Raw genomic sequence first — 22,113 nt, 5'->3', positions numbered from 1 at the left:
CACCCGGACCGTGCCGCGGCGCGCGACCCCGGCTGGTGCTCAGGGGTGCCTCGTCGGTCGGGAGACACCCCTGAGCGGCAGCCGGCGCTCGCTGTCTGGATGGATTCATCCTATTGTCCTAGGAAGCCTTAGGGGTAGTGCGGCAAGCCGCACCCGAACACAAAGGACGGCTTCGCCGACCACGCCGGGCCTTTGGTGTTCAGGGGATGATCGGGCTTGACCTTGCCCCAAGGGGAGGGTTGAGGCTGTGGGAGGTACTGATGACGGAGCTGATGTCGATCGGGTTGTTCGCGCGGGCGAGCCGGTTGTCCGTCCGGGTGCTGCGCAACTACGACCGGCTGGGTCTGCTCGTCCCGGTGCGGGTCGACGCCGACACCGGGTACCGGTGGTACAGCGTCGACCAGTTCCCGCGGGCGGGGCTGATCCAGCGACTACGAGATCTGGAGGTTCCCTTGCCGGAGATCGCCGAGATCCTGGCGACCGACGACCCGCGCCAGGCGAGTGCCGCCATCGAGCGGCACCGGGAGCGGGTGTCCGCGCGGGCCGCACGCCTGGATCAGATCGCCAGGCAGTTGAGCACGGTGCTCGCCGAGCCGGAGCGGGTGCCTGCTTGGCTGCGGGTCTATGAACGATGGCGTGATCCCCAGCCGGTGGCCCGGCTGGTGGTGCGCACATCACTGAGCGGCCTTGCGGAGGCGCTGGGGCGCGGTTATCCGCAGCTGTTCGCCGCCCTCGCCGGGCAGGGGATCCGCCCGACCGGTCCGCCCGGCACCCGATATCTCAGCAGCGACGCGATCGTCGAGCCGGGCGTGTCGGAGCTCGACGTCGAGGTGTTCGTTCCGGTGGATCGGGTGCCTCGGCCGACGGCGGGGATCGCGCCGGGGACGTTGCCGGGGTGTCTGCTGGCCGCGACCGTGCACGAGGGTGGGTATGACGAGGTCGGTGTGGCCTATCGGTCGCTGGGCCGCTGGCTGGCTCAGCACGGCAGGGTTCTGGCCGGGCCGGCCGAGGAGCACTACCGGGTGCCACCGGGCCTGGATGTGCCTGCATCCGCGCTGCGCACCGAGGTTGCCTGGCCGGTTCGGCAGGAGTCCTCTGGTTCCGGACCGGCCGAGGATGCTGTGCGCGTTCCGGTGCCGACGGGGTTGGCCGGCGGTGGTGCCGCATGAAGCTTGACGGGGTGGCCTTTCCCGGGGGCCTGCACTGTGAGACGACCACGCTCGGCGCGCTGCTGGGCCACGCGGGGCTGGTGCTGTCCGAGCCGATGTTGTTCGGGCTGGGTGAGGGGCTGGGGTTCGTCTACTGGGATGCCAAGAACATGGACTTCCCGTTCCTCGGTGGCCGCAGCAAACCAGCCATGATCACTCGGACGCTTGCTGACCGGCTCGGACTCGGGCTGCGGGTCGAGGAGACCAGTTCGCCCGGCAGGGCCTGGCGCACCGTCGTCGCCGCTCTCGACGCCGGGCAGCCGGTCGGTCTGCAGCTGGACTGCTACCACCTGGACTACTTCACCACGAAGACCCATTTCGGCGGCCACGTCGTCGCGCTGTACGGCTACGACGACACCCACGCCTACCTGATCGACACGGCGCAGCAGGGTGGTGCGGTCGCCACCACGCTGACCAGCCTGGAGCTGGCCCGTGCCGAGCGGGGCCCGATGACCGCCCGGCACCTGTCGTTCCGGCTCACCGCTCCGGCGGCCCGTCCCGACCTGGGTGCCGCGGTGCGCGGGGCGATCCGGGCCACCGCGCTGACGTTCCTGAACCCGCCGATCGCGAACCTCGGTCACCGCGGCATCGCCAAGGCCGCCGCTCTGGTGCCGTCGTGGCTCAGCCGGTCCGCGGACCCGGCCCGGGACCTTCCGCTGGCCGCGATGCTGATGGAGCGTGGTGGCACCGGCGGCGCGCTGTTCCGGGCGATGTACCGGGATTTCCTCGCCGAGGCGCTGACCATCGTCGACGACGACGCCCTGCGTGCCGGCCACCAGCAGTACGCCGAGATCGTCCCGAGGTGGACCGAGGTCGCGGCCCACATCGAGGCCGCCGGCCGGACCGGCAGCCCCGGTCCGCTGGCCGACGCATCGGCGTTGCTGGCCGACGTGGCCATCCGGGAGCGCACCGCCATGCAGTCCCTCGCCACGATCGGAGGTGCGTAGCGCGCACGGACCGGGTCACTGGTGCTGGTAGTCGACGAGCATGCGGTAGATCTGTTCGCGGGCCTCGGCGGGCAGGCGCTGGCCGATCTCGTGCGGTGAGGCGAGCAGGTAGCCCTCGGTGTATTCGAGGGCGTCCTCGGCCCGGTTGCGCAGGTACTGCTCGGCGTCGGCCTTGACCGCGTCGTCGGGCCAGCCGGCCAGGGCGGCGAGCGCGGCCGCGACCCGCTGGTCGGCGTGGTCGAGCAGGGCGTAGCCGGGTGGCTCCGGGAATCGTTGGGCGCGCAGGTCGATGTTGCGGAACTCCACGTCGACGAGTTCGGCGGCGGTGAAGTCGTTGCCGGTGAACGCGTTGCGGTCGCGGCCGATGACGTGGCTGCCGCGGGTCGGTGTGCCCCAGAAGCAGACGTCGTTGACCGTGCCGCGGAACGTGCAGTCGATGAACTGGGCGTGTTCGGTCGCGGTCTGGTCGCGCAGGCTGCCGCAGTCGTAGACGCAGCGTTCGAAGCGGGCGTTGCCGAAATAGGTGTCCGGTGGCATCCGGGTGCGGGTGAAGTCGCACTCCCGGAACACCGTCTCCGGCCAGCTGCGTCCGTCCCAGCGCCGGCCGCCGTAGCCGGTGGCGCCGAGCAGCACGTGATCGAAGTGGGTGCGGGTGAAGTCGCACCGTTCGAACACCGAGTCGTGCCCGACGAAGCTGATGAACCACACCCCGGTGAAGTCCACGTCGATCATCCGGGCGTGGGCGAAGCTCACGTCGAGGTGGGTGTCCGGGACCTCGAAGCGGCCGCCGTGGCGTTCGCCGGTCACCAGCCAGTATCGCCGGACCCCCGCGTGGGCTGGCTCAATGCGGAATTCCGACGTCACATCGCACCCTAACTCCGCGGCCGGGCCGCCCGGATCAACATGGCCAGGACGGCGCGGATCGCCGGGGTGTCAGGGTTCGCCAGGAGAGCAGGGCCGCGGTGGCCGAGGCCGCGCCGGCCGCCGCGATGACCAGGCCCGGCGCGGCGACCTCGCCCAGTGCGCCGCCCGCCGCGGCGGCCAGGCCCTGCAGCGTCATCGTGCCGGTCAGTAGCAGCCCGAACGCCTGGCCGCGCTGGTCTGCGGGTACCGCGTCGAGGAACCGGCCGGCCAGCCCGAGCTGGTAGGCGACGCCGGCGCCGGAGACCGCCAGCAGGACGGCGGCGTATCCCGGTGCCGGCTGCAGCGCGAACGCCAGCAGCGGCATCCCGAGGGCGAGGGCGAGCGGCCCGGCCAGCCGTTCCCGGGCGGCGGGGAGGGCCAGCCGGCCGACGATCAGGTGGCCGCCGAACATCCCGGCCGCGACGGCGGCGAAGAGCAGTCCGGCGGCGTCCGGAGCGCCGGTGCGCGCGGCGTAGGGAATCAGCACGCCCTCGGCGCCGACCGCCAGCGCCGGTGCCAGCCAGTGCGCCAGCAGCAGCGAACGGACCGCGGGCCGGCCCAGCAGCGACCGGTTCACCCGCCAGGTCTCGCCGACGCCGACGCCGACGTCAGACCTGACGCCAGTCCCAGCGCCAGAACCAGAGACCGACCCGGTGCTGACGGCGGCGCTGTTGACGGTGCTGCTCGTGCGGCGGCGTGGGTGGTCGGCCAGGTGCCGTCTCAGCAGCGCCGCTGAGGTCAGGCACGTCGCGGCGGTGATCGCGAGTGCGCCCCGCGCTCCGACCGCGGTGATCAGCACACCGCCGGTGGCGAAGCCGAGCACCTGGGTGCCGCCGGCGGTCATCGCGAACACGGCCCGGCCGAGCACGTAGCCGTCCCCGGCGAGCAGGTCGGGCAGCAGGGCGGTCCGGGCCGCGGCGGTCACGGCGCTGGGCAGCCCGGTGACGACGACGAGGGCCAGCATGGCCGGGACGGGCAGGATCCCGGCGGCGAGCACGGCGCTGACCGCGGCGCGCAGCAGGTCGTAGCCGACCAGCACCGGGCGTGGGGGCCACCGGTCGGCGAAGGACAGCAGCAGCGCGCCGCCGAGGGCGTACGGAAGAAAACCGGCGGCGTACGCCAGAGCCGACAGCAACGGTGACCCGGTGGCGGCATAAACGGTCACGCTCAGCGCGAGCATCCGGACGGTCTCGCCGATCAGGAACAGGGTGTAGCCGGCGAACAGCACGCGGAACTGGCCCACGGCGAACACGTCGCGGTACGTGGTGGTCATGGCGGTCAGCGTCCCGGCCGCCGCACGTGGGTGGCTAAGCTTTCGCGTGGAGGCTAAACATGCTGGCCATCGAGGTGGGGCCGGTGGACGTGGCGCGGACCCGTTTTGCGATCTCGCCGCTGGGCGAGGCGGTGCAGGCGTTGCGGGTGGCCGCCGGTGTGCAGCCGGCCGGCGCGTTGCGGCCGTGGGCGGAGCGGGTCGCCCCGCGGTACGAGCAGCTGCGCGCCCAGGTTCCCGCCGTCGGGGCGTTGACGGCGTTGTTCCGCCGGGGCGCCTACAACGCCGACTTCATCCATCCGCCGCCGTCGGGCCCCGGTGCCGACATCACCGCAGAGCTGGCCGTGGTGCGGGCCACGGCGCTGCCCCGGGCCCGGCTGGAGCTGGCCCGCAACCTGGCGGGAATGCGGCCGCCGGCCCGGCCGGTGCAGCGGATCCTGGACGCCCCGGACGTGGTGGCCCGGCTCGCCGACGCCCTGGAAGCGAGCTGGCGGGTGCTGGTGGAGCCGGACTGGCCGCGGTTGCGGGCGGTGCTGGAGCGGGACCTGGCACACCGTTCCGGGCAGTTGGCACGGGACGGCTGGGCGGCCGCGTTGTCCGATCTCGATCGGCGGGTGCGGTGGCGTGCCGACGGTGAGGCCGGGACGATCGAGGTGCGCACCGGGTCACGGACCGAGTGGGAGCGGCTGCGCCCGGCGGGCCAGGGTCTGCTGCTGATGCCGACGGTGTTCGGCACGTTGATCAACTACGTGGAGCCGCCGTGGCCGTACGCTCTCGTTTATCCGGCCCGGGGTGTCGCGGACCTGTTCGGTCCGGCGGCGCGCGCCCCGGGTGACGTGGCCCTGAGCCGGCTGGTCGGTGAGCGTCGCGCGGACGTGTTGCGGGCCCTGGCGGTGCCGGCGACGACGTCGCAGCTGGTCGCGCAGCTGAGCCTGAGCCTGGGCACGGTCGGCAGCCATCTGGCGGTGCTGCGCGACGCCGGCCTGGTCACCCGCACCCGGCTGGGCCGCGCGGTCCGCTACGAGCTGACGCCGCTGGGCGCGGCCCTGACCGGAAACGCCGGTCGAGAAATTCCGGGCGAGGATGTCAAGGTGGGCGCGGCCACTCCGACCACCAGGCGAGCGGCCCCGTCCGGGCCGACAAGGATCTGAGGGGTACGACGATGAAGTTCCTGATCAGCATGCACATCAACCCGGCCGTGCTGGAGTCGCTGACCGAGGCGGAGATGGCGGCGATCGGTGACGGGCACGGCCGGTTCATCGAGGGGCTGAAGGAGTCCGGTGAGCTGATCACCACGCAGGCGCTGGTGGATCCGTCGCAGGCGGTGGTGGTGTCGGTGCGCAACGGGCAGCCGGTGGTGTCCGACGGGCCGTTCCTGGAGGCGAAGGAGTACCTGGGCGGGTTCTACCTCGTCGACTGCGCGGATCGGGCGCGGGCGATCGAGCTGGCGGCGCAGATCCCGGACGCGGCGATCGAGGGGCTCGGGGTGGAGGTGCGGCAGGTGATGTTCGCCGACGGGGTTCTCGAGGCGTGAGCGGCCCGGCTGTCGAGGACCTGCTGCGCGGGCTGATGCCGCAGGTCCTCGGCGCGCTGGTGCGCCGGCACGGGCAGTTCGAGGGGTGTGAGGACGCGGTGCAGGAGGCCGGGCTCGCGGCCTCGGTGCAGTGGCCGGCCGACGGTGTGCCGGACAATCCGCGTGGCTGGCTGATGACCGTCGCGTCGCGGCGGCTGATCGATCACGTGCGCAGTGAGCACGCCCGGCGCGAGCGCGAGACGGTCGCCGAGCCGGCGCCGGACGTGCCGGACACCGACGACACCCTGGTGCTGCTGTTCCTGTGCTGTCATCCGGCGCTGACCGCGGCGTCGCAGACCGCGCTGACGTTGCGGGCGGTCGGCGGGCTGACCACCGCGGAGATCGCCCGGGCGTTCCTGGTGCCGGAGGCGACGATGGCGGCGCGGATCTCCCGGGCGAAGCAGCGGATCCGGGCGGCCGGCAGCGCGTTCCGGTTGCCGGACGGCGTGGCGTTCGAGGAGCGGCTGCGGGTGGTCCTGCACGTGCTCTATCTGATCTTCAACGAGGGGTACACGGCGTCGTCGGGCTCGTCGTTGCACCGGGTCGAGCTGGCGTGGGAGGCGATCCGGTTGGCCCGCCTCGTGCGTGCGCAGCTGCCGCAGGACGGTGAGGTGGCCGGGCTGCTGGCGTTGATGCTGCTCACCCATGCGCGGCGGGCGGCGCGGACCACGCCGGGCGGTGACCTGGTGCCGCTGGACGAGCAGGACCGGTCGGTGTGGGACCGGGAGCTGATCGAGGAGGGGCTGGCGCTGGCCCGGGAGTCGCTGGGCGCGCCGGTGCTGGGGCCGTACCAGTTGCAGGCGGCGATCGCGGCCACCCACGCGGACGCGGCGACGGCGGGGGAGACCGACTGGCGGCAGGTGTACGCGCTGTATCTGATCCTGGAGCGGATCGCGCCGAACCCGATGGTGACGTTGAACCGGGCGATCGCGCTGGCCGAGGTGGCCGGGCCGGGGGAGGGGCTGGCGTTGCTGGCCGGGTTGGACGCCGACGAGCGGGTGCGCGGGCATCACCGGCTGGCGTCGGTGCGGGCGCATCTGCTGGAGAAGGCGGGGGAGCCGGCTGCGGCGTACGAAAATTACCGTCGTGCCGCGAAAGCCACCGCGAGCCTGGCCGAGCGCCGCTACCTGGAGTCCCGCGCGGCCCGCCTGCGACCGTGAGGTCGTTTCCTATCTTCCTAGGATGACCTACGCGCAGTGCGGCAAGCCGCACCAACCACCAAAAGGACGGCTTCGCCGACCGCCACAGGTTTTTGATTGCGGGCCGCCCGCCGGTTCCGGACCCGGCGGCTGGTTCTCCGGGGTGCCTCGACAGTGCTGACACGCCCCTGAGAGCCAGCCCGGACCCTGGGTTACGCCTCGGTCGGGGCGGTGGGCTCGTAGAGGGCCAGGATCTGATCGGCCACGCACGCCGGGCGTTTCTCGCCCTCGATCTCGGCGGTGGTGCGCAGGATCAGCCGGGCGCCGCCGGTCAGCCGCCGGGACTCGAGCAGCCGGACCTTGCCACGCAGCCGCGACCCGCAGCGCACCGGGGTGTGGAAGCGGACCCGGTCGAAGCCGCCGTTGACCACGAACGTCACGGTGTCGACCTGCACGACCTCGGTCAGGAACGTCATGCACAGCGACAGGGTCAGCGCGCCGTGCGCAATCGTGGTGCCGAACGGGCCGTCGGTGCGGGCGCGTTCCGGGTCGACGTGGATCCACTGGTGGTCGCCGGTCACCTCGGCGAACGCGGTGATCCGCGGCTGGTCGACCAGGTGCCAGGCGCTGGTGCCGAGCTCGACGTGGCCGAGCAGGTCGTCGAGTCCGCTGAACCGCGCCATCGGGTCACCCTAGAACAAGATCTGGGCAGAAAAAACGCCGCGCGATCGTCTCGCGCGGCGTTTCTCGTGGTGCGGGTCAGGCGTCGGCGGTCGCCACGGCGGCCGGGGCAGCCGCCGGGTTGGCGCTGCGGGTCGCGAGCCGGTTGAGCAGCCCGGCGAACGCGAGACCGAGGACGCTCCAGAGCACGACCTGGGTGCCGAGCGAGGCGAGCCGGAACTTCCACAGCAGCACGGCCGGGAAGGTGGCGGGCACCTCGTCGATGGTGGGCAGCAGCAGGTAGGCGACGGTGACCACGACCAGGAAGCCGGCCAGGCCGGCGGTGGCGCGGCGCCACTCGTGGGTCTGGGTGCGGGCGGCGACGACGCCGGCCCAGACCGCGACCAGGCCGAGCGCGAGCACGGCGAGGTAGCTGAGGGTCCGCTGGTTGATGGTGGCGGGATCGCCGACCGCGGGTGGGTTCGGCGGGTATTTCAGGAACGGCACGATGACGATGCCGAGCAGGCCGGCGCCGGCGAGGCCGAGGGCGGCGCGGGTGTCGCTGCCGGTGCGCAGGCGGCGGCGCAGCAGGGTGTAGGCGACGGCGAGGAAGCCGCCGACGGCCATCCCGTACAGGCCGGTGGCCAGGGGCAGGCCGACGTGCTTCTGGGTGTCGCGGCTGACGAGTTCTTCGCCGCCGGACTCGCCGTGGGCGAGCGCGTTCTGTTCCTCGATCGCGATGGCCGTGTCGACGCGGGGTTCACCGGCGAAGAACGCGAACGTGCCGGCGAGCAGCCCGGCGATGAGCCCGGCCAGGATGCCGGCGATCAGGATCCGGCCGAACGTCGGTTTCCGGTCGGCGCTCAGTGACACGGGACGCCCAGCAGGTGACGGCCGTCGTGCATGAGCTCGTGCATGTACATGCCGCTGCGTGAGAGGGCGCCCTGGTCGAAGGCGACCAGGTAGGCGAGGGCGAGCAGCAGGATGACGACACCGGCGGCGGTGAGCAGCAGGCGCGTGGAGATCGCGGGGATGGCGAGCGGCTTGACGGAATCAGCCTTGGGCATGGCGGAATCAACTCCTACGGGATGACGCGTCCCGATCAACAGGCTGCGGTCGCGTGAGCGTCCTGACTCACTGTCCCCTGCGGGGGCAGTTCACAGTGGCGCGACCGCACCGGACTTTCACCGGTTTCCCTCACGACGCCGCAGATGGCCCCCACAACCTAACCGCCGCTGTGCTGGGGGCACAACCGGGATGGCGCGGCGCCGATGACATTCACGGGTGTCGCTGGTGGCCGGGGGTGTGGACGATGTGGCGGGTGTGGATGCTGGGGTGCGCGGTGGTGGTGCCGGTGAACCCGTACCCGGTGGAGCGGTGGACGGCCCCGGTGACCGGGGCGGGGGTGGTCGACTCGGGTGTGGACGCGGCGCTGCCGCAGCTCACCGGCCGGATCGCGGCGGGCCGGGATCTGCTGGCGGGTGGCCCGCGGTGCGCGGGTCACGGCACCGCGGCGTCGGCGGTGGCGCCGGGCGCGCCGATCGTGCCGGTCCGGGTGTCCGACGGTGACCCGGGGGACGCGGCCGGGGTGGGCCGGGGGCCGCCGGGATCCGCTGGGCGGCCGGTCCCGGCCGCGCCCAGGTGATCAACATCTCGCTGGTCACGTCCATGACCGGTCGCGGTCACCCCAGCAGCCGGTCCTGGCAGCTGGTCCGAGGCGGCCCGCCCGGGTCGGCGCGGGCCCGCGATGTCTGCGCCCGGCACCGGCAGCAGCGCGCCTCACGACCCCGGCTGGTTCTCAGGGCGCTATGCGGGTGGTTTGACGGCGCTGAGAGCCAGCCGGGGGTTCGTGGCAGCGCAGGGCGCTGGGGGCCGCTCTCCGGGCTCCGGCCGTGCCGGGGCCGGGGCCCGGGAGCACCGGTGCAGGGGGACTGCGGCGGGGTGCTTTTCCGGCGTACCGGAAAAGGGGTGACCGGGAAGCGGTCAGCGGCGGTTGAGCAAGGAGTGTTTGCGGCTGTAGGTGAAGTAGATGATCAGGCCGAGCAGGAACCAGATGGCGAAGCGCAGCCAGGTGATCGGGTCCAGGAAGGTGATCAGCCAGAGGGAGAAGACGACGCCGACGGCGGGGATGACCGGCATCAGCGGCAGGCGGAACGTGCGGGGCAGGTCGGGGCGGCGGTAGCGCAGCACGATCACGGCGATGCAGACGACGACGAAGGCGAGCAGGATGCCGATGTTGGTGAGTTCGGCGGCTTCGCGGATCGGCAGGAAGCCGGCGATCAGGGCGGAGGCGACGCCGACGATCCAGGTGACGCGGCTGGGGACGCGGCGGGTGGGGTGCAGGTGGGCGAACCAGGCGGGGAGCAGGCCGTCGCGGCTCATGGCGTACCAGACGCGGGTGACGCCGAGCATGAAGGTGAACATGACGGTGAGGATGCCGATGATGGCGCCGACCGCGATGACGTCGGCGAGGCCGTTGAGCCCGACCGAGGCGAACGCGGTGGAGAAGCCGCTCTCCGGGTCGATGTCGCGGTAGTTCTGCATGCCGGTCAGGACCAGGGTGGCCAGCACGTAGAGGACCATGGAGATGGCCAGGCTGTAGAGGATGGCTTTGGGCATGTGGCGGCGGGAGTCGGCGGATTCCTCGGCGGCGGTGGACATCGCGTCGTAGCCGAAGACGGCGAAGAAGACGGTGGCGGCGCCGGTGATCGCGCCGCTGACGCCGAACGGGAAGTACGGCGTGTAGTTGGCGGTGTTGATGTGGAACATGCCGACGACCACGACCAGCAGCACCACGAGGATCTTGATGCCGACGACGGCGGTCTCGAACCGGGCGGCGGAGCGGATGCCGCGGTTGAGCAGGTATGCGATCAGCAGGCAGAGCACCACGGCGAACAGGTCGACGACGTGGCCGTCGCCGGTGCCGGGTGCGCCGAGCATCCAGGCGGGCAGGTCGGCGCCGAGTTCACCGACCAGGAAGCTGAAGTAGCCGGAGATGCCGATGGCCACGACGGCGACGATCGCGGTGTATTCCAGGAGCAGGTCCCAGCCGATGAACCAGCCGGCGAGTTCGCCGAGCACGGCGTAGCCGTACGTGTAGGCGGACCCGGCTTTGGGGATCATGCCAGCGAACTCGGCGTAGGAGAGCGCGGCGGCCGCGGAGGCGATCCCGGCGATCAGGAACGAGATGAGTACGGCGGGTCCGGCGGTCTCGTGGGCGACCGCGCCGGCGAGGGCGAAGATGCCGGCGCCGATGATGCCGCCGACCCCGATCGAGGTCAGTTGCCACAGCCCGAGGGTGCGGGTGAGGCCGGTGTCGTGGTCGTCGGTGATGTCCTCGACGGGTTTGCGGCGGAAGATCTCGGAGCGCATGGGCACCTCCCTGTCGCTCTGGAGTACCACGCCACGCCGCCCAGCGCATCCATAGAGGTCGATTTGTTAAGGTCCGTGTCGTGATCTCGTGTTCGATGCTGTGGTGGCGCGCCTGCTAGGCGGCCACCTGTCGAACCATCCCCACCGGCCGCCTCGTCGAGGCGGCCGTTTTTCGTGTGCACCCTCGGCGGGCGACCCCGCACCCTGCGAGGACCTCCACGATGCCGCTGTCGAAGACCATCCTGCCGAGCCTGCTGCGCCGGATCGACCTGACCCGGGAACAGGCCGCCTGGGCGATGAGCAAGATCGTGAGCGGTGAGCTGGATCCGGTGCAGGTGGCCGGGTTCGCGGCCGCGCTGCGCACCAAGGGCGAGACCGCCGCGGAGCTGACCGGCCTGGTCGAGGCGTCCCTGGCGAGTGCGCTGCCGGTGGTGATCCCGGGGCCGGTCGTGGACATCGCCGGGACCGGTGGCGACGGCACCGGCGCGGTGAACATCTCCACGATGGCGGCGGTGGTCGCCGCCGCGACCGGGGTGACCGTGGTCAAGCACGGTGGCCGGGCCGCGTCGTCGGCGACCGCCGGGGCCGCCGACCTGGTCGAGCAGCTCGGGGTGCGCCTGGACCTGTCGCCGGCGCAGGCCGCCCGGGTCGCGGCCGAGGCCGGGATCACGTTCCTGTTCGCGCCGCGGTACCACCCGGGGTTGCGGCACGCGGCGGCGGTGCGGCGTTCGCTCGGGGTGCCGACCGTTTTCAACATCCTCGGACCGTTGATCAACCCGGCCGCTCCGGGGCACCAGGTGGTCGGTGTGGCCGATGCGCGGCTGGCACCGCTGGTCGCCGAGATGTTCGCCGGGCGCGGCGTTCAGGCTTTGGTGGTACGCGGTGACGACGGCCTGGACAAGCTCACCACCACGACCACGTCGCGGGTGTGGACGGTGCGCGACGGCACGGTGCGCGCCACGGTCCTCGACCCGGCGCTGCTGGGCCTGGCCCGGGCGGTCCCGGCCCAGCTGCGCGGCGGTGACGCCGTGCACAACGCCCGGATCACGCGTGCCGTGCTCGGCGGTGAGCCCGGCCCGATCCGCGACGTGGTGCTGCTGAACGCGGCCGCGATGCTGGTCGCCGTCGACGGGCGCTCGTTCCCGGCGGCCCTGGCCCGGTGCGCCGAGGTGGTCGGCAGCGGCGCGGCGACGGTCACCTTGGACCGCTGGGTCGCCGCGAGCCGGAGTTCTGTCGGATAGCTCTGCCACTATGTCCGGTCATGGACTATCACGATCAATTTCTGCGGGCCGCGGCCGAGCAGGGTGTGCGGCGGGACGAGGCGGCCCGGTACGCCGACCTGGTCCTGCGGTTCCGGATCCGGGCCGGTGCCGGGCCGGACGGGGTGCGCGCCGGACGCTTCGGCGGGCTGCCGCACCTGCCCGCCGACATCGCCTGGCCGTGCATCCGGCCGGGGGTGCCGTTGCCGTACCTGGCGGCGGTCGACTGTGCGGCGCTGCCGCGGATCGCCGGGTTCGCCCTGCCGGCCGGTGGGTCGCTGCTGTTCTTCCTGTCGCCCGAGGCGGCCATGTCGTCGTGTTCGATACCGGAGGAGCAGCAGTTCGCCCGGGTGGTGCACGTGCCGGCCGGCGCGGTGACCACACCGACCGGGCCGCCGGACGACGACTGCGACGACGAGCCGCTGACCGGCCCGGAACATGACCTGTACGCGCGGGTCGAGCCGGACCTGCCGGACTGGCTCGAGCAGTCCCCGGAGTTCCTGACCGACCTGGAGAAACAGTTGACCCACGACATTCCGGGCATGGCGCAGCTCACCGCGGTCGTCGACAGGCTCTGGCCGGGCCGGGTGCCGTGGATCGAGGACGACCTGCTGGTTGGCGGGTACTCGGTGTCGGCGCAGAACAGCCCCGAGACGATCCTGGCCGAGGACAGCTCCGAGGAGGCGGTGCTGCGCGAGTGGGTGGCGCTGGCCCAGTTCGCGGCGCCGCACGAGGAGTACGTGAACGGGCGGTTCCTGATCCGGCACGAGGACCTGGCCGCCGGGCGGTTCGATCAGGCGCTGTCGTTCTGCGAGTTCACCGAGTGAGTCGTCAGGTCGTACCGGAAAGGGTGTGCAGCCAGGCGCGGACCGCGCGCGCGGAGCGGAGCAGGACCACCGGTGGCATCGCGGGGTCGGCCTGCCAGGCACGCAGGCGGGCGCGTTTGCGGGGCAGGGACCGGAACTGGACCAGCACGATCGAGTCGCGGGACAGGGCTTCGCGCAGCGACTCGGTGTTGCCGTTGCAGATCGGGGTGCGGACGATCCCGCGGATCAGGGTGCGGGTGACCAGCCGGTACAGCAGCAGCGGGCGCGACAGGTCGAGGCCGACGATCAGGTCGGCGCGGGCCAGCGGGATGTCGGCCCAGGACAGGTAGGCGCTGTCGAGCACCCAGGCGTCGCCGGCGCAGATCGCGGCGATCCGGTCGCGTTGCACGGCGAGCGGGACCTCGACCCAGCCGGGTTCCCAGGTGAGGTCGTCGACGCTGTGCCAGGGCAGGCCGGTGCGCTCGCCGATCCGGCGGGCCAGGGTGGTCTTACCGGACCCGGTGACGCCGTAGACGACGATCCGTCGCGCGGTGGTGAGCTTCGCCGGGCCGGGCTGATCGGGATCGGTCACGGGCGGTTCAGGAAGCGGTGGATCTCGGTGAGGAACGCGGTCGGCTGTTCGACGTGCACGTTGTGCCCGGCGGTCACGGTGACCAGCATCGCGTCCGGGATCCGGTCGGCGCTGTCGGCGAGCAGCTCGTGCGGGATCGGGCTCTCCGCCCCACTGATGATCAGGGTGGGGACGGCGATCTCGGACAGCGACGCGAACCAGGCCGGGTCGGGGTCGTTGAGCTGGGCGCGGATCGCGGTGACCGCGGCGAAGTCGAACGGTGTCGGCTCGGCCGGCGGGTCCAGCGGCGGCCGGGGCAGCGACCCGGGCCGCGGCAGGCTGCTGTCTTCCAGGACCAGGTGGGTGACCCGGTCCGGCGCGGCCAGGGTGAGCAGCGCGGCGACCATGCCACCCATCGAGTGCCCGACCAGCACGCACCGGGCGATGCCGGCCGCGTCGAGGTAGGCGAGCACGTCGTCGCGCATCAGCTCGAACGAGTACGCGCCCGGGTGTGCGCTGCCGCCGTGCCCGCGCAGGTCGAGCGCGTGCACGTGGTGGGTCTGTGCGAGATCGGACAGCACGGTGTGCCAGTCGGCGGAGCTGTCGCCGAGCCCGTGCAGCAGCACCATCGGCGGGCGGCCCGGCTCCCCGGCGGTGCGGTAGGCGAGGGTGATCCCTGCGGCGTCGATCGTGGTCACGTCATCGTCCCCCTGTTCACGTCGGCGCCTCCACCATGCCAGCCCGCCCCGGCCCGCGGCTGTCCCCCGCAGGCCGATTTTGCGGTCAGCAGAACCGGTGAGCCAGGGTCACCCCCAGATTGGTGAGCATCACGGTGAAGAAGACCGCGGGGCCGGCCAGGGCGCGGGAGCCGACCCGCAGGTGGGCGGTGAACGCGCCGACGAAGTAGAGGACCAGCCCGGCGGCGGCCAGGACGCCCAGGATGGGGACGGCGAGGCCGATCAGCAGGCCCGCGGCGCCGGCGGCCAGGATGACACCGAGCATCGGCATCCACCACAGCGGCAGGCGTTTCATCCGCAGCTGCGCCTTCGGGTAGTCGTGCCCGATCAGGTAGGTGACCGCGGCACTGGCGGCGAGGAACGCGGCGAGGCCGGTGGTGGTGAGATAGGCGGCGGACACGGGGGCTCCTTCAAGGTCGGCTACCGCACCGACGACACAGCCCGGCCGGATGTGAGGCCGGGCGGTGTCGGTGTAGCCGACGATGTCGTCCTGGCGGCCGGTGACGTGCAGGGCCCGTCGGCCGCGCGGCGCACGGCCGGCTCGGACGTCCGGCGGTCAGGCCGCGGCGATACCGATCGAGGTGCGGACGGCGGTGAGCAACTCGTCGCTGGTGAACGGTTTCGGCAGCACGGTGACACCGGGTTTGAGGACGCCGTAGTGGCTCATCAGGTCGCCGGCGTAGCCCGAGACGAGCAGGACCTTGATGGCGGGCCGTCGTTGCTGCAGCGCCGCGGCGAGCTCGTCGCCGAGCATGCCGGGCATGACGATGTCCGAGACGAGCAGGTCGATGCCGGCGGTGTGCTGGTCGGCCAGGGCGAGCGCCTGCGGGCCGGAGACCGCGGTGAGGGTCGTGTAACCGGCGCCGGACAGGGTCCGGGTGAGCGCCTCACGGATACCGTCGTCGTCCTCGGCGATCAGGATGGTCTCGGTGCCGCCGCCGGCCGCCGCCACGGTGTCGGGCGGTGGTTCGACGGTCTGTTCCGTCGTCGGCAGATAGATGGTGAACATGGCGCCGTGGCCGGGTTCCGATTCGATGCGGAGCACGCCGCCGAGTTGGTTGACGATGCCGTAGACGATGGCCAGCCCGAACCCGCTGCCCAGGCCCCGGCCCTTGGTGGTGAAGAACGGCTCGATCGCGTGTTGCAGCGTCTCCGGGGTCATTCCCTCACCGGTGTCGCGGACGGTGAGCCGGACGTAGTGCCCGGCGGTCTGCGGGGCGGGACCCGATTCACCGGGTTCCTCGGTGATCACGACGTTGGACGTGATGATGGTCAGCGTGCCGCCGCCGGGCATGGCATGGCCGGCGTTGACGGTGAGGTTGAGCAGGATCTGCGCGATGTTGGTGGGCTCGGCGAGCACCAGGCGCAGGTCGTCCGCGAGGTGGGTGACGATGTGCACGCGGGTGCCGAGGGTCGGGGCGAGCAGCGCGTTGGATTCGCGCACGGCCCGGTTCAGGTCGAGCGCCGACAGGTTGATCACCTTGCGGGAGCCGAAGGTCAGCAGCTGCTGGGTCAGGCCGGTGGCCCGTTCACCGCCTTTGCGGATCTGTCCCAGGTCGTTGAGGATGGCCGTGCTGCTCTCGGGGTCCAACCGGCCGGCGACGGTCAGTTCGGCGACGGATTCGGACACGAAGCTCTCGAAGGCCAGGATCGAACCCAGGATGTTGTTGAAGTCGTGGGCGACGCCGCCGGCCAGGGTGCTGAGGCTGCCGAGCCGTTCCCGGGCCCGGTCCCGGTCGTCGAGGTCGTGCTGGCGTTGCGTGGCGTGGCGACGCTGGTCGCTCTCGACGTGGGCGGTCACGTCGTCGATCGTGCTGATGAACCCGACGTGGCTGCCCTCGTCGTCCTGGACCGCCTCGACGTGCACGTTGAGCCATCGCGCGGTGCGGCCGCTCAACCCGATGTGACTGCGGTACCGGTGCCGGACGTCGCGGGGCCCGTCGCCGCGCGCGACGGTGAGGGCCTCGTCGCGGTGCTCCTGGCCGGCGCAGGTGAGCCAGCCCAGGCCGAGCAGGTCGTCGGCGGGCAGCCCGGTGATCTCGCAGAGCCGGGCGTTGACGTAGCTGGCGGACCCGTGCGGGTCGCCGAACGCGATACCCACCGGCGAGGCGTCGGCCATCAGCCGGAAACGTTTCTCGGTGGTGCTCAACGCCGTGGCCTTCTCGAAGAGCTTGCCGGTGACCGCGCGCAGGTACTCGCGGTCGACCTGCGCGGTGTCGATCGGCCCGACCAGGCCCGGTCCCGCGGCCAGGACCTCGTCGACGGTCCGCATGAGTTCCTGTGGCTCCGACGACCTGAGCAGCACCCGGGCCACACCGATCGCCTGGGCGAAGGGCTGGATCTCCGATTCCTGATAGTTGCTCGTGTAGAACACGATGGGTGTCGCGGCGGTGTCCGGGGCGGAGCGCAGCTCCCGGGCCAGTTCGTAACCGTCCATGCCGGGCATCAGCATGTCGGTGACGACCAGGTCGGGATGCTGGGAGTGCGCCAGGTCGAGTGCCTCGGCGCCCTCGTGGGCCTCGATGACCCGGTGCCCTTGGTATCCGAGCAGGGTGCGCACGAGTTCCCGGTTGGTGGCGCGGTCGTCGACGACAAGAACGGTAGCCATGACAGCCTCAGGACTTTCTCTTGCTACGGAGCCGCACCCGGCAGCCGCACCGGTCAGTTCGGTGCGGAGCTGCGCAACAGCTGCGGCAGGTAGGCGTCGATCTCGTCGGTGAACGTCGCCGGGTCGATGGGTTTTGCCACGTAGTGGTCGAAGCCGGCGTTGAGGATCCGGTCGCGGTCACCCACGAGCGCGAACGACGTCACGGCGACGACCGGCACCTCGCGCAGTCCCGGGTCGGCGCGCATGGCCGCCAACGTCTGGTAGCCGTCGATGCCGGGCAGCTGCAGATCCATCACGACCAGGTCGGGGCGTGACGCCCGGGCCAGCGCGAGGGCTTCCTCTCCGCTGGCCGCCGGGGTGACGGTGTGCGAGTGGGCCTGCAACAGGTACGTCATCAGATACATGTTGTTCGGAGTGTCTTCGACGACAAGGATGCGCGCGTTCATGACCCTGCTCCGTTCAGCAGGTGGCCAGGGAGATGGCGAAGGTGCTGCCCTCACCGACAACGCTGGCCACGGTGACGGTGGAGTTCATCAGCTCGGCGAGCTTCTGGGAGATGTGCAGGCCGAGACCGGTGCCTTCGTCGGTGGCCTTCGCGGTGGCGGCGCTGCGCTCGAACGCGCAGAAGATCCGGTCCAGGTCCGTTTCCGGGATGCCCGGGCCGGTGTCGTGCACCGAGATCTGGATCCGGTCGCCGGACTCCTGCAGCGTCAGCCGGATGCACACCTGGCTGCCCTCGGCGAACTTGATCGCGTTGTTGACCAGGTTCACCACGATCTGGCTCAGCGCGCGTTTGTCGGCGTTCGCGGACACCGGCACCTCGGGTCCCTCCACGTGCAGGGTGACGTGGTGGGTCTCGGCCAGCGGCTCCAGCGACTGCACGACCGTGTCGACCACGGCGCGGCAGTCGACCGGTACCAGCGCGATCTGCACCTTGCCGGACTCGATCTGGGCGAGGTCGAGCAGGTCGTTGATGATCGAGAGCAGGTGCGCGCCGCTCGCCTTCACCAGGTGCAGCTGGTGTTCCTGCTCGGCGTTGAGCGGGCCGGGCAGTTTCATCAGCAGGGTGCCGGTGAAACCCAGGATGGCGTTGAGCGGGGTGCGCAGCTCGTGGCTCATGCTGGCCAGCAGGTTGTTCTTGACCCGGCTGGCCCGTTCCAGCTCGGAGACGTTGTGCTGCAGCAGGTGCTCGATGTGTTTGCGGTCGGAGATGTCCCGGACCGCGGCCATGGTGAGTCGTCCGCTGGTGGTGGTCTCCAGGGCGCTGAGGCTGACCTCGACCGGGATGGTGGTGCCGTCCTCGTGCACGGCCGACATCACCACGCAGGCACCGACCTGACCCGCGTCGACCGGACGCAGCCCGCCGGGGAGCACCGCCTCGACCGGCAGACCCATCAGATCGTCGTGGCTGCGGCCGAACAGGTTTTCGCACTGCGCGTTCACCAACTCGATGGAGCCCGAGGCGTCGACGCCGAGGATGGCGTCCGGGGCGACCTCGATCATCCAGCGGAACTTCGCCTCGGCGTCCTTGCGGACGCTGACGTCGTGGATGGCCGCCGCCACCACCGGTCCGTCATCGGTGTCGACGACCGACAGGGAGATCTCGGCCGGGAACTCGTCGCCGCCCTTGCGCCGCCCGGTCAGGGTCACCGCGGTGTCCGCCCGGCGCGGGCGGTCCGGGTCGTCGAGTTGATAGGTAGGACGGGCCGGGTACACCCCGCCGCTGGCCGCTGCCGGGACGATGACCTCGACCGGCTGGTTGATCAATTCGTCGTGGTCGTAGTCGAACAGTCGTTCGGCCTGGGTGTTCACCAGCAGGATCCGGCCGCTCGAATCGATGCCCACGATCGCATCCGGTGCAGCCTGGAACACCGCTTCAGCTCGTGAGGCGTACTCGAGCACGACAATCACCACCATCAAGCTATTATTTATTCGTATAAAACGATCGATTTCAGGCTAGCCCTCGGGTTTCCCGCCTACCCCCTGTTTCGGGATCCGTGACGCGGGGGCGGGTCAGTGAGGTCCGTGGGGCACAGCAGACCGCGACCGGCCCGGTCAGCACCTGCTGGACACGAACGCGCTCCGCGGCCACGCCGGCACCCTGCAACGCCTGCGCCGCGGCCGGCAACTCCTGGTGCTGTTGGTCCTGGCAGTCAGGATGACTGGACTTGCTCGAAGAGGGCGAGGGCTTCGGCGGGGTCCGGGCTCACGAGGCGTTCCAGGCCGGCCGTCGTGATCTTCGCCCACATGCTGGCTCGTGCCCACATCTGGTCCTCGAAGGCGCGGACGGCCTTGTCCAGATCTTCCGGGCCGGCGGCGATGGACGCGGCGAGCTCGGCCCCGTCGAGCATGGCTAGGTTGGCGCCGGCACCCAACGGCGGCATCAGGTGAGCGGCATCGCCCAGGAGCGTCACCCCGCGGACGTGGGCCCAGGTGTGGGATTCGGGCAGGACGTAGATGGGACGGTGGACGAAAGCGGTGCCGTGGCTGAGCAGGTCGAGCACGGGAGCGGCCCAGCCGTCGAACAGGGCCAGAAGGCTCGATCGCACGGCGTCGACGTCGGCCAGGTCCAGGCCCGCGTGCCAGTCCAGCGGCGCGCGGAACTTGGCGTAGACCTTCACATGACCGCCGCTGTTGCGCTGGGCACCCAGGGATCGGTTCACGCCGTACACGGCCACCGAACCGTCACCGATCAACCGGGCGAGTTCGGGATGGCTGTTGTCGACGTCGTCCAGGGAAGTCTCGACCGTGGTGACGCCGGTGTACCGCGGTGTCACCGGCGAGACCGCCGGGCGAACCCGGGACCAGGCGCCGTCCGCACCCACCACCAGATCGAACGTCTCCTGTCGTCCGTCGGCGAAATGAACCAGGGGGCTGTCGCCGGTCCTCGGCACCACCTGCGTCACCTCCCGTCCCCACCTGACGTCGAGAGGACCGCGTAGCAGGTCACGCAGTTGCCCGCGGTCGATCTCGGGATTGGCCCGCTCATCCGGGCGGGGTCGCCAGTCCCTCAGGACGGTTCCAGCGGTGTCCAGGATGCGCATGGCCTGCCCCTCGGGCCGAGAGAGCGTCTGAAACTCCGCCAGCAGACCTGCCTTCTCCAGCGCCAGCTGGCCGAGCCCCTCGTGCAGGTCCAGCGTGCCGCCCGGGGGACGGGAGTCGGGGGCGGGATCGCGTTCGAGGACGGCGACGGGGTAGCCGTGGCGGTGCAGGACACGGGCGAAGGTCAGCCCGGCGGGGCCGCCGCCGACCACAGCGATACGATGTCTCATAGCGATACACTGTATTTCGATCGTAGGATGTCTCGCAACAACAGGGAGCGACCATGACGGTGTGGGATCGGCCGGAGCCGCGGAATCCCCCCGCGCCGCTCGACCGGGAGCGGATCATCGCCGCCGCCATCGCACTGGCCGACGAGGGCGGGCTGGAAGCGGTGTCGGTGCGCAAGGTCGCCGCCCGGCTGGATGCCGGCCCGATGCGGCTGTACGGATACATCTCCACCAAAGACGACCTGTTCGACCTCATGGTCGACGAGGTCAACGCCGAGATTCTCCCCGAGGAACAGCCCGGTGACTGGCGGGAGACGCTGCGCGTCCTCGCCCAGCGCACCAGGCAGGCCGCTCTGCGCCACGAATGGCTGGCCGACCTGCTCGGCGGCCGTCCTACCCTGGGCCCGCACGGCCTGGCCGTGGCCGAGGCCCAACTCGCCGCCCTCGACGGCCTCACCGACATCGACACCGTCATGCGCGCAACGCAGACCGTCAGCGCCTACGTCACCGGCGCGATCCGGCGCGAGATCGCGAACCTGCGGGCCGAACGCGCCACGGGCCTGTCCAAACGCGACTGGCAACGGGCCTTTGGCCCACATGTGACCAGAATGCTGGCCACCGGCCGCTTCCCGTCCCTGGCCAAAGCGGTACATGACGGCACGGACATGGACGCCACGGAATCCTTCGCCACCGGCCTGGAATGGGTCCTCGACGCTGTCGCAGCCAAACTCACCGGGCCACCGGCGTGACGCTCAACTCCTGCCGAGTGCGATCCTGCTCTTCTGCGGCTCGCCGGGGCCCCCGTTCACCGCGAGCCCAAGAACGGAAACCATCCCACAAGCATGAAACCCGTTGAGTTCCAGCCGATGAACCTTCAGTTCGGCTGAACTCGCGGAAGTCCCGGCCCGCCCCGTAGTTTCCAGGCCAAGAACAACGGTAGGAACTGAGGGTTGATCACACTCTTCCCCAGTCCTAGCGTGCCGGCCGTGTGGTGACGGTCGATGCTCAGGCGGTGGGTTCGTGGCGACTCAGGATGTGTTCGCGGCGGAGGAACTGGCGCGGCTTCGGGGCTTTCCGGAGATCAACCGGGCCGAGCTGGTCCGGTACTTCACGCTGACGGATGCGGACGAGGCGTTCGTGCGCCAGTTCCGCACCGGCCGCAACGTGTTGGGTGTGGCGGTCCAGCTGTGCACGCTGCCGTGGCTCGGGTTCGTACCCGATGAGGTAATTGGCGGCGCCGGACGCAACAGTTCGGGATCGCGATGGGTGAGCTGCGCGGGCACGGCGAGCGGGAGCAGACCTGGGCGCGGGTGAAGTACCTGCTCTCCGACCGGCGCTGCGCCGAGCTGGATCTGCTTTTCACCCTCCATCGGACCGGACCCCGCGCGCCGGCGCGCTGCCGACCCGGCGGCTCAACCTGGACCTGGTCACGGACATGTGGGACGACCTGCTGCGGGTCGCCGAGGCTTCCGGTCAGCGTGCCGAAGCAGCCGAAGATCACCGCGCGCATGGCCCACACACGGACGCGCCGGAGACCCCCGTGGTTCGAGGGCCTCCGGCGAGGCGGTTCCGCGCGGTGGATCAGGTTGCCGTTGTCCGTGGCGCCGCTCTGCGAGCCGCTTATTTCGCTGGTACGTTTTGCGGCGCGGCTTTATCCGCTGGCGTTTCGTTCAGACCCAAACCGCGCAGGACGGTGTCGCGGTTCGCGTTTCCGCGCAGCGCGGTCAACGAATTCAAGCGACCCAGCAAAGTCGTGGAAGATGCAGGGCATTTCAAGTCCTGAATCGCCGA

Annotated in this window: 22 protein-coding genes, 1 pseudogene and 1 riboswitch; of the genes and pseudogenes, 10 read left to right on the top strand and 13 right to left on the bottom strand. The window is 71.1% G+C overall.

The annotated features are described in order from the left end of the window. Nucleotides 1–260 precede the first annotated feature (260 nt). Together ADL15_RS30440 and ADL15_RS30435 are read left to right on the top strand one after the other, a co-directional pair. Complete coding sequence (locus tag ADL15_RS30440) at nucleotides 261–1,169, top strand: MerR family transcriptional regulator (RefSeq protein ID WP_067698357.1); 909 nt, start codon at nucleotides 261–263, stop codon at nucleotides 1,167–1,169. Continuing rightward, nucleotides 1,166–2,155 (top strand): BtrH N-terminal domain-containing protein, encoded by a 990-nt coding sequence (locus tag ADL15_RS30435; protein WP_067698355.1) that lies wholly within the window; start codon nucleotides 1,166–1,168, stop codon nucleotides 2,153–2,155. Before ADL15_RS30440 ends, ADL15_RS30435 begins: the two co-directional genes overlap by 4 nt. Nucleotides 2,156–2,170: 15 nt before the next feature. On the opposite strand, the gene ADL15_RS30430 is transcribed toward ADL15_RS30435, so the two are convergent. Together ADL15_RS30430 and ADL15_RS30425 are read right to left on the bottom strand one after the other, a co-directional pair. After that, nucleotides 2,171–2,962 (bottom strand): hypothetical protein, encoded by a 792-nt coding sequence (locus ADL15_RS30430; protein ID WP_067698353.1) that lies wholly within the window; start codon nucleotides 2,960–2,962, stop codon nucleotides 2,171–2,173. A 91-nt stretch (nucleotides 2,963–3,053) separates the two neighbouring features. After that, a complete protein-coding gene (locus ADL15_RS30425) occupies nucleotides 3,054–4,331 on the bottom strand; it encodes an MFS transporter (protein WP_067698351.1) in 1,278 nt (425 codons plus the stop codon). Nucleotides 4,332–4,393: 62 nt separating this feature from the next. Here ADL15_RS30425 and ADL15_RS30420 point away from each other — a divergent pair, with 62 nt between their 5' ends. Genes ADL15_RS30420 through ADL15_RS30410 form a run of 3 tightly spaced genes read left to right on the top strand, consistent with a single transcriptional unit; the run spans nucleotide 4,394 to nucleotide 7,061 of the window. Beyond that, on the top strand, nucleotides 4,394–5,479 hold the full coding sequence (locus tag ADL15_RS30420; protein WP_083971935.1) for an ArsR/SmtB family transcription factor: 1,086 nt from the start codon (nucleotides 4,394–4,396) through the stop codon (nucleotides 5,477–5,479). A gap of 11 nt (nucleotides 5,480–5,490) precedes the next feature. Next, nucleotides 5,491–5,862 (top strand): YciI family protein, encoded by a 372-nt coding sequence (locus ADL15_RS30415; protein WP_067698349.1) that lies wholly within the window; start codon nucleotides 5,491–5,493, stop codon nucleotides 5,860–5,862. A 35-nt stretch (nucleotides 5,863–5,897) separates the two neighbouring features. Then, nucleotides 5,898–7,061, top strand: coding sequence for an RNA polymerase sigma factor (locus tag ADL15_RS30410; RefSeq protein ID WP_198171082.1), 1,164 nt, complete (start codon nucleotides 5,898–5,900; stop codon nucleotides 7,059–7,061). A 191-nt stretch (nucleotides 7,062–7,252) separates the two neighbouring features. Here ADL15_RS30410 and ADL15_RS30405 read toward each other — a convergent pair whose 3' ends face one another. The 3 genes from ADL15_RS30405 to ADL15_RS30395 form a co-directional block, all read right to left on the bottom strand. Further along, nucleotides 7,253–7,723, bottom strand: coding sequence for a MaoC family dehydratase (locus ADL15_RS30405; RefSeq protein ID WP_067698345.1), 471 nt, complete (start codon nucleotides 7,721–7,723; stop codon nucleotides 7,253–7,255). A gap of 76 nt (nucleotides 7,724–7,799) precedes the next feature. After that, complete coding sequence (locus tag ADL15_RS30400) at nucleotides 7,800–8,573, bottom strand: CbtA family protein (RefSeq protein WP_198171078.1); 774 nt, start codon at nucleotides 8,571–8,573, stop codon at nucleotides 7,800–7,802. After that, nucleotides 8,564–8,767 (bottom strand): CbtB domain-containing protein, encoded by a 204-nt coding sequence (locus tag ADL15_RS30395; RefSeq protein ID WP_067698343.1) that lies wholly within the window; start codon nucleotides 8,765–8,767, stop codon nucleotides 8,564–8,566. Before ADL15_RS30395 ends, ADL15_RS30400 begins: the two co-directional genes overlap by 10 nt. Nucleotides 8,768–8,824: 57 nt before the next feature. Beyond that, a riboswitch (cobalamin riboswitch) is annotated at nucleotides 8,825–8,896 on the bottom strand. 116 nt (nucleotides 8,897–9,012) lie between these two features. Between ADL15_RS30395 and ADL15_RS30390 the strand changes: the two genes are divergently transcribed. Beyond that, nucleotides 9,013–9,345 (top strand): hypothetical protein, encoded by a 333-nt coding sequence (locus ADL15_RS30390; RefSeq protein ID WP_157441695.1) that lies wholly within the window; start codon nucleotides 9,013–9,015, stop codon nucleotides 9,343–9,345. Nucleotides 9,346–9,683: 338 nt separating this feature from the next. Here ADL15_RS30390 and ADL15_RS30385 read toward each other — a convergent pair whose 3' ends face one another. Next, on the bottom strand, nucleotides 9,684–11,072 hold the full coding sequence (locus ADL15_RS30385) for an amino acid permease (protein ID WP_067698339.1): 1,389 nt from the start codon (nucleotides 11,070–11,072) through the stop codon (nucleotides 9,684–9,686). Between the two features lie 221 nt (nucleotides 11,073–11,293). Here ADL15_RS30385 and trpD point away from each other — a divergent pair, with 221 nt between their 5' ends. Together trpD and ADL15_RS30375 are read left to right on the top strand one after the other, a co-directional pair. Continuing rightward, the gene (gene trpD, locus ADL15_RS30380; RefSeq protein ID WP_067698337.1) at nucleotides 11,294–12,313 is read left to right on the top strand and encodes an anthranilate phosphoribosyltransferase; all 1,020 of its coding nucleotides are present in this window, start codon (nucleotides 11,294–11,296) and stop codon (nucleotides 12,311–12,313) included. A 20-nt stretch (nucleotides 12,314–12,333) separates the two neighbouring features. Continuing rightward, nucleotides 12,334–13,158, top strand: a complete 825-nt coding sequence (locus ADL15_RS30375; RefSeq protein WP_067698335.1) for a YwqG family protein — start codon at nucleotides 12,334–12,336, stop codon at nucleotides 13,156–13,158. Between the two features lie 4 nt (nucleotides 13,159–13,162). Here the strand turns inward: ADL15_RS30375 and ADL15_RS30370 are convergent, their stop codons facing one another. The 7 genes from ADL15_RS30370 to ADL15_RS30340 form a co-directional block, all read right to left on the bottom strand. Further along, a complete protein-coding gene (locus tag ADL15_RS30370; RefSeq protein WP_067698333.1) occupies nucleotides 13,163–13,729 on the bottom strand; it encodes a P-loop NTPase family protein in 567 nt (188 codons plus the stop codon). Then, the gene (locus ADL15_RS30365) at nucleotides 13,726–14,337 is read right to left on the bottom strand and encodes an alpha/beta fold hydrolase (RefSeq protein WP_067698464.1); all 612 of its coding nucleotides are present in this window, start codon (nucleotides 14,335–14,337) and stop codon (nucleotides 13,726–13,728) included. Before ADL15_RS30365 ends, ADL15_RS30370 begins: the two co-directional genes overlap by 4 nt. A 154-nt stretch (nucleotides 14,338–14,491) precedes the next feature. Then, on the bottom strand, nucleotides 14,492–14,845 hold the full coding sequence (locus ADL15_RS30360; protein ID WP_067698331.1) for a DoxX family protein: 354 nt from the start codon (nucleotides 14,843–14,845) through the stop codon (nucleotides 14,492–14,494). Between the two features lie 156 nt (nucleotides 14,846–15,001). Continuing rightward, nucleotides 15,002–17,053, bottom strand: a complete 2,052-nt coding sequence (locus ADL15_RS30355; RefSeq protein WP_067698329.1) for a hybrid sensor histidine kinase/response regulator — start codon at nucleotides 17,051–17,053, stop codon at nucleotides 15,002–15,004. Nucleotides 17,054–17,106: 53 nt separating this feature from the next. Beyond that, nucleotides 17,107–17,499 carry a response regulator gene (locus tag ADL15_RS30350; protein ID WP_067698327.1) on the bottom strand — a complete coding sequence of 131 codons (393 nt, stop codon included), beginning with the start codon at nucleotides 17,497–17,499 and terminating at the stop codon, nucleotides 17,107–17,109. Between the two features lie 13 nt (nucleotides 17,500–17,512). Beyond that, the gene (locus ADL15_RS30345) at nucleotides 17,513–18,970 is read right to left on the bottom strand and encodes a sensor histidine kinase (RefSeq protein WP_067698325.1); all 1,458 of its coding nucleotides are present in this window, start codon (nucleotides 18,968–18,970) and stop codon (nucleotides 17,513–17,515) included. Between the two features lie 236 nt (nucleotides 18,971–19,206). Then, nucleotides 19,207–20,325 (bottom strand): FAD-dependent oxidoreductase, encoded by a 1,119-nt coding sequence (locus ADL15_RS30340; protein ID WP_067698323.1) that lies wholly within the window; start codon nucleotides 20,323–20,325, stop codon nucleotides 19,207–19,209. 53 nt (nucleotides 20,326–20,378) lie between these two features. Here ADL15_RS30340 and ADL15_RS30335 point away from each other — a divergent pair, with 53 nt between their 5' ends. Further along, nucleotides 20,379–21,071: a TetR/AcrR family transcriptional regulator gene (locus ADL15_RS30335; RefSeq protein WP_067698321.1), complete on the top strand. Its 693-nt coding sequence runs from the start codon at nucleotides 20,379–20,381 to the stop codon at nucleotides 21,069–21,071. A gap of 271 nt (nucleotides 21,072–21,342) precedes the next feature. Beyond that, nucleotides 21,343–21,623, top strand: a pseudogene (locus tag ADL15_RS54515) (DUF4158 domain-containing protein); the annotation flags it as partial. Nucleotides 21,624–22,113 lie beyond the last annotated feature (490 nt).

This window comes from Actinoplanes awajinensis subsp. mycoplanecinus, from assembly GCF_001509495.1.
GTDB lineage: Bacteria > Actinomycetota > Actinomycetes > Mycobacteriales > Micromonosporaceae > Actinoplanes > Actinoplanes palleronii.
The sequence above is the reverse complement of the archived record's forward strand: the minus strand, read 5'-3'. Positions and strand labels throughout refer to the sequence as shown.

Excerpts from the sequence above, each read along its gene's own strand:
- ADL15_RS30350 (WP_067698327.1), bottom strand. The coding sequence starts at position 17,499 with ATGAACGCGCGCATCCTTGTCGTCGAAGACACTCCGAACAACATGTAT.
- ADL15_RS30435 (WP_067698355.1), top strand. The coding sequence starts at position 1,166 with ATGAAGCTTGACGGGGTGGCCTTTCCCGGGGGCCTGCACTGTGAGACG.
- ADL15_RS30415 (WP_067698349.1), top strand. The coding sequence starts at position 5,491 with ATGAAGTTCCTGATCAGCATGCACATCAACCCGGCCGTGCTGGAGTCG.
- ADL15_RS30425 (WP_067698351.1), bottom strand. The coding sequence starts at position 4,331 with ATGACCACCACGTACCGCGACGTGTTCGCCGTGGGCCAGTTCCGCGTG.
- ADL15_RS30390 (WP_157441695.1), top strand. The coding sequence starts at position 9,013 with ATGTGGCGGGTGTGGATGCTGGGGTGCGCGGTGGTGGTGCCGGTGAAC.
- ADL15_RS30405 (WP_067698345.1), bottom strand. The coding sequence starts at position 7,723 with ATGGCGCGGTTCAGCGGACTCGACGACCTGCTCGGCCACGTCGAGCTC.
- ADL15_RS30395 (WP_067698343.1), bottom strand. The coding sequence starts at position 8,767 with ATGCCCAAGGCTGATTCCGTCAAGCCGCTCGCCATCCCCGCGATCTCC.
- ADL15_RS30440 (WP_067698357.1), top strand. The coding sequence starts at position 261 with ATGACGGAGCTGATGTCGATCGGGTTGTTCGCGCGGGCGAGCCGGTTG.
- ADL15_RS30385 (WP_067698339.1), bottom strand. The coding sequence starts at position 11,072 with ATGCGCTCCGAGATCTTCCGCCGCAAACCCGTCGAGGACATCACCGAC.
- ADL15_RS30410 (WP_198171082.1), top strand. The coding sequence starts at position 5,898 with ATGCCGCAGGTCCTCGGCGCGCTGGTGCGCCGGCACGGGCAGTTCGAG.
- ADL15_RS30335 (WP_067698321.1), top strand. The coding sequence starts at position 20,379 with ATGACGGTGTGGGATCGGCCGGAGCCGCGGAATCCCCCCGCGCCGCTC.
- ADL15_RS30365 (WP_067698464.1), bottom strand. The coding sequence starts at position 14,337 with ATGGTGCTGCTGCACGGGCTCGGCGACAGCTCCGCCGACTGGCACACC.
- trpD (WP_067698337.1), top strand. The coding sequence starts at position 11,294 with ATGCCGCTGTCGAAGACCATCCTGCCGAGCCTGCTGCGCCGGATCGAC.
- ADL15_RS30375 (WP_067698335.1), top strand. The coding sequence starts at position 12,334 with ATGGACTATCACGATCAATTTCTGCGGGCCGCGGCCGAGCAGGGTGTG.
- ADL15_RS30355 (WP_067698329.1), bottom strand. The coding sequence starts at position 17,053 with ATGGCTACCGTTCTTGTCGTCGACGACCGCGCCACCAACCGGGAACTC.
- ADL15_RS30340 (WP_067698323.1), bottom strand. The coding sequence starts at position 20,325 with ATGAGACATCGTATCGCTGTGGTCGGCGGCGGCCCCGCCGGGCTGACC.
- ADL15_RS30345 (WP_067698325.1), bottom strand. The coding sequence starts at position 18,970 with ATGGTGGTGATTGTCGTGCTCGAGTACGCCTCACGAGCTGAAGCGGTG.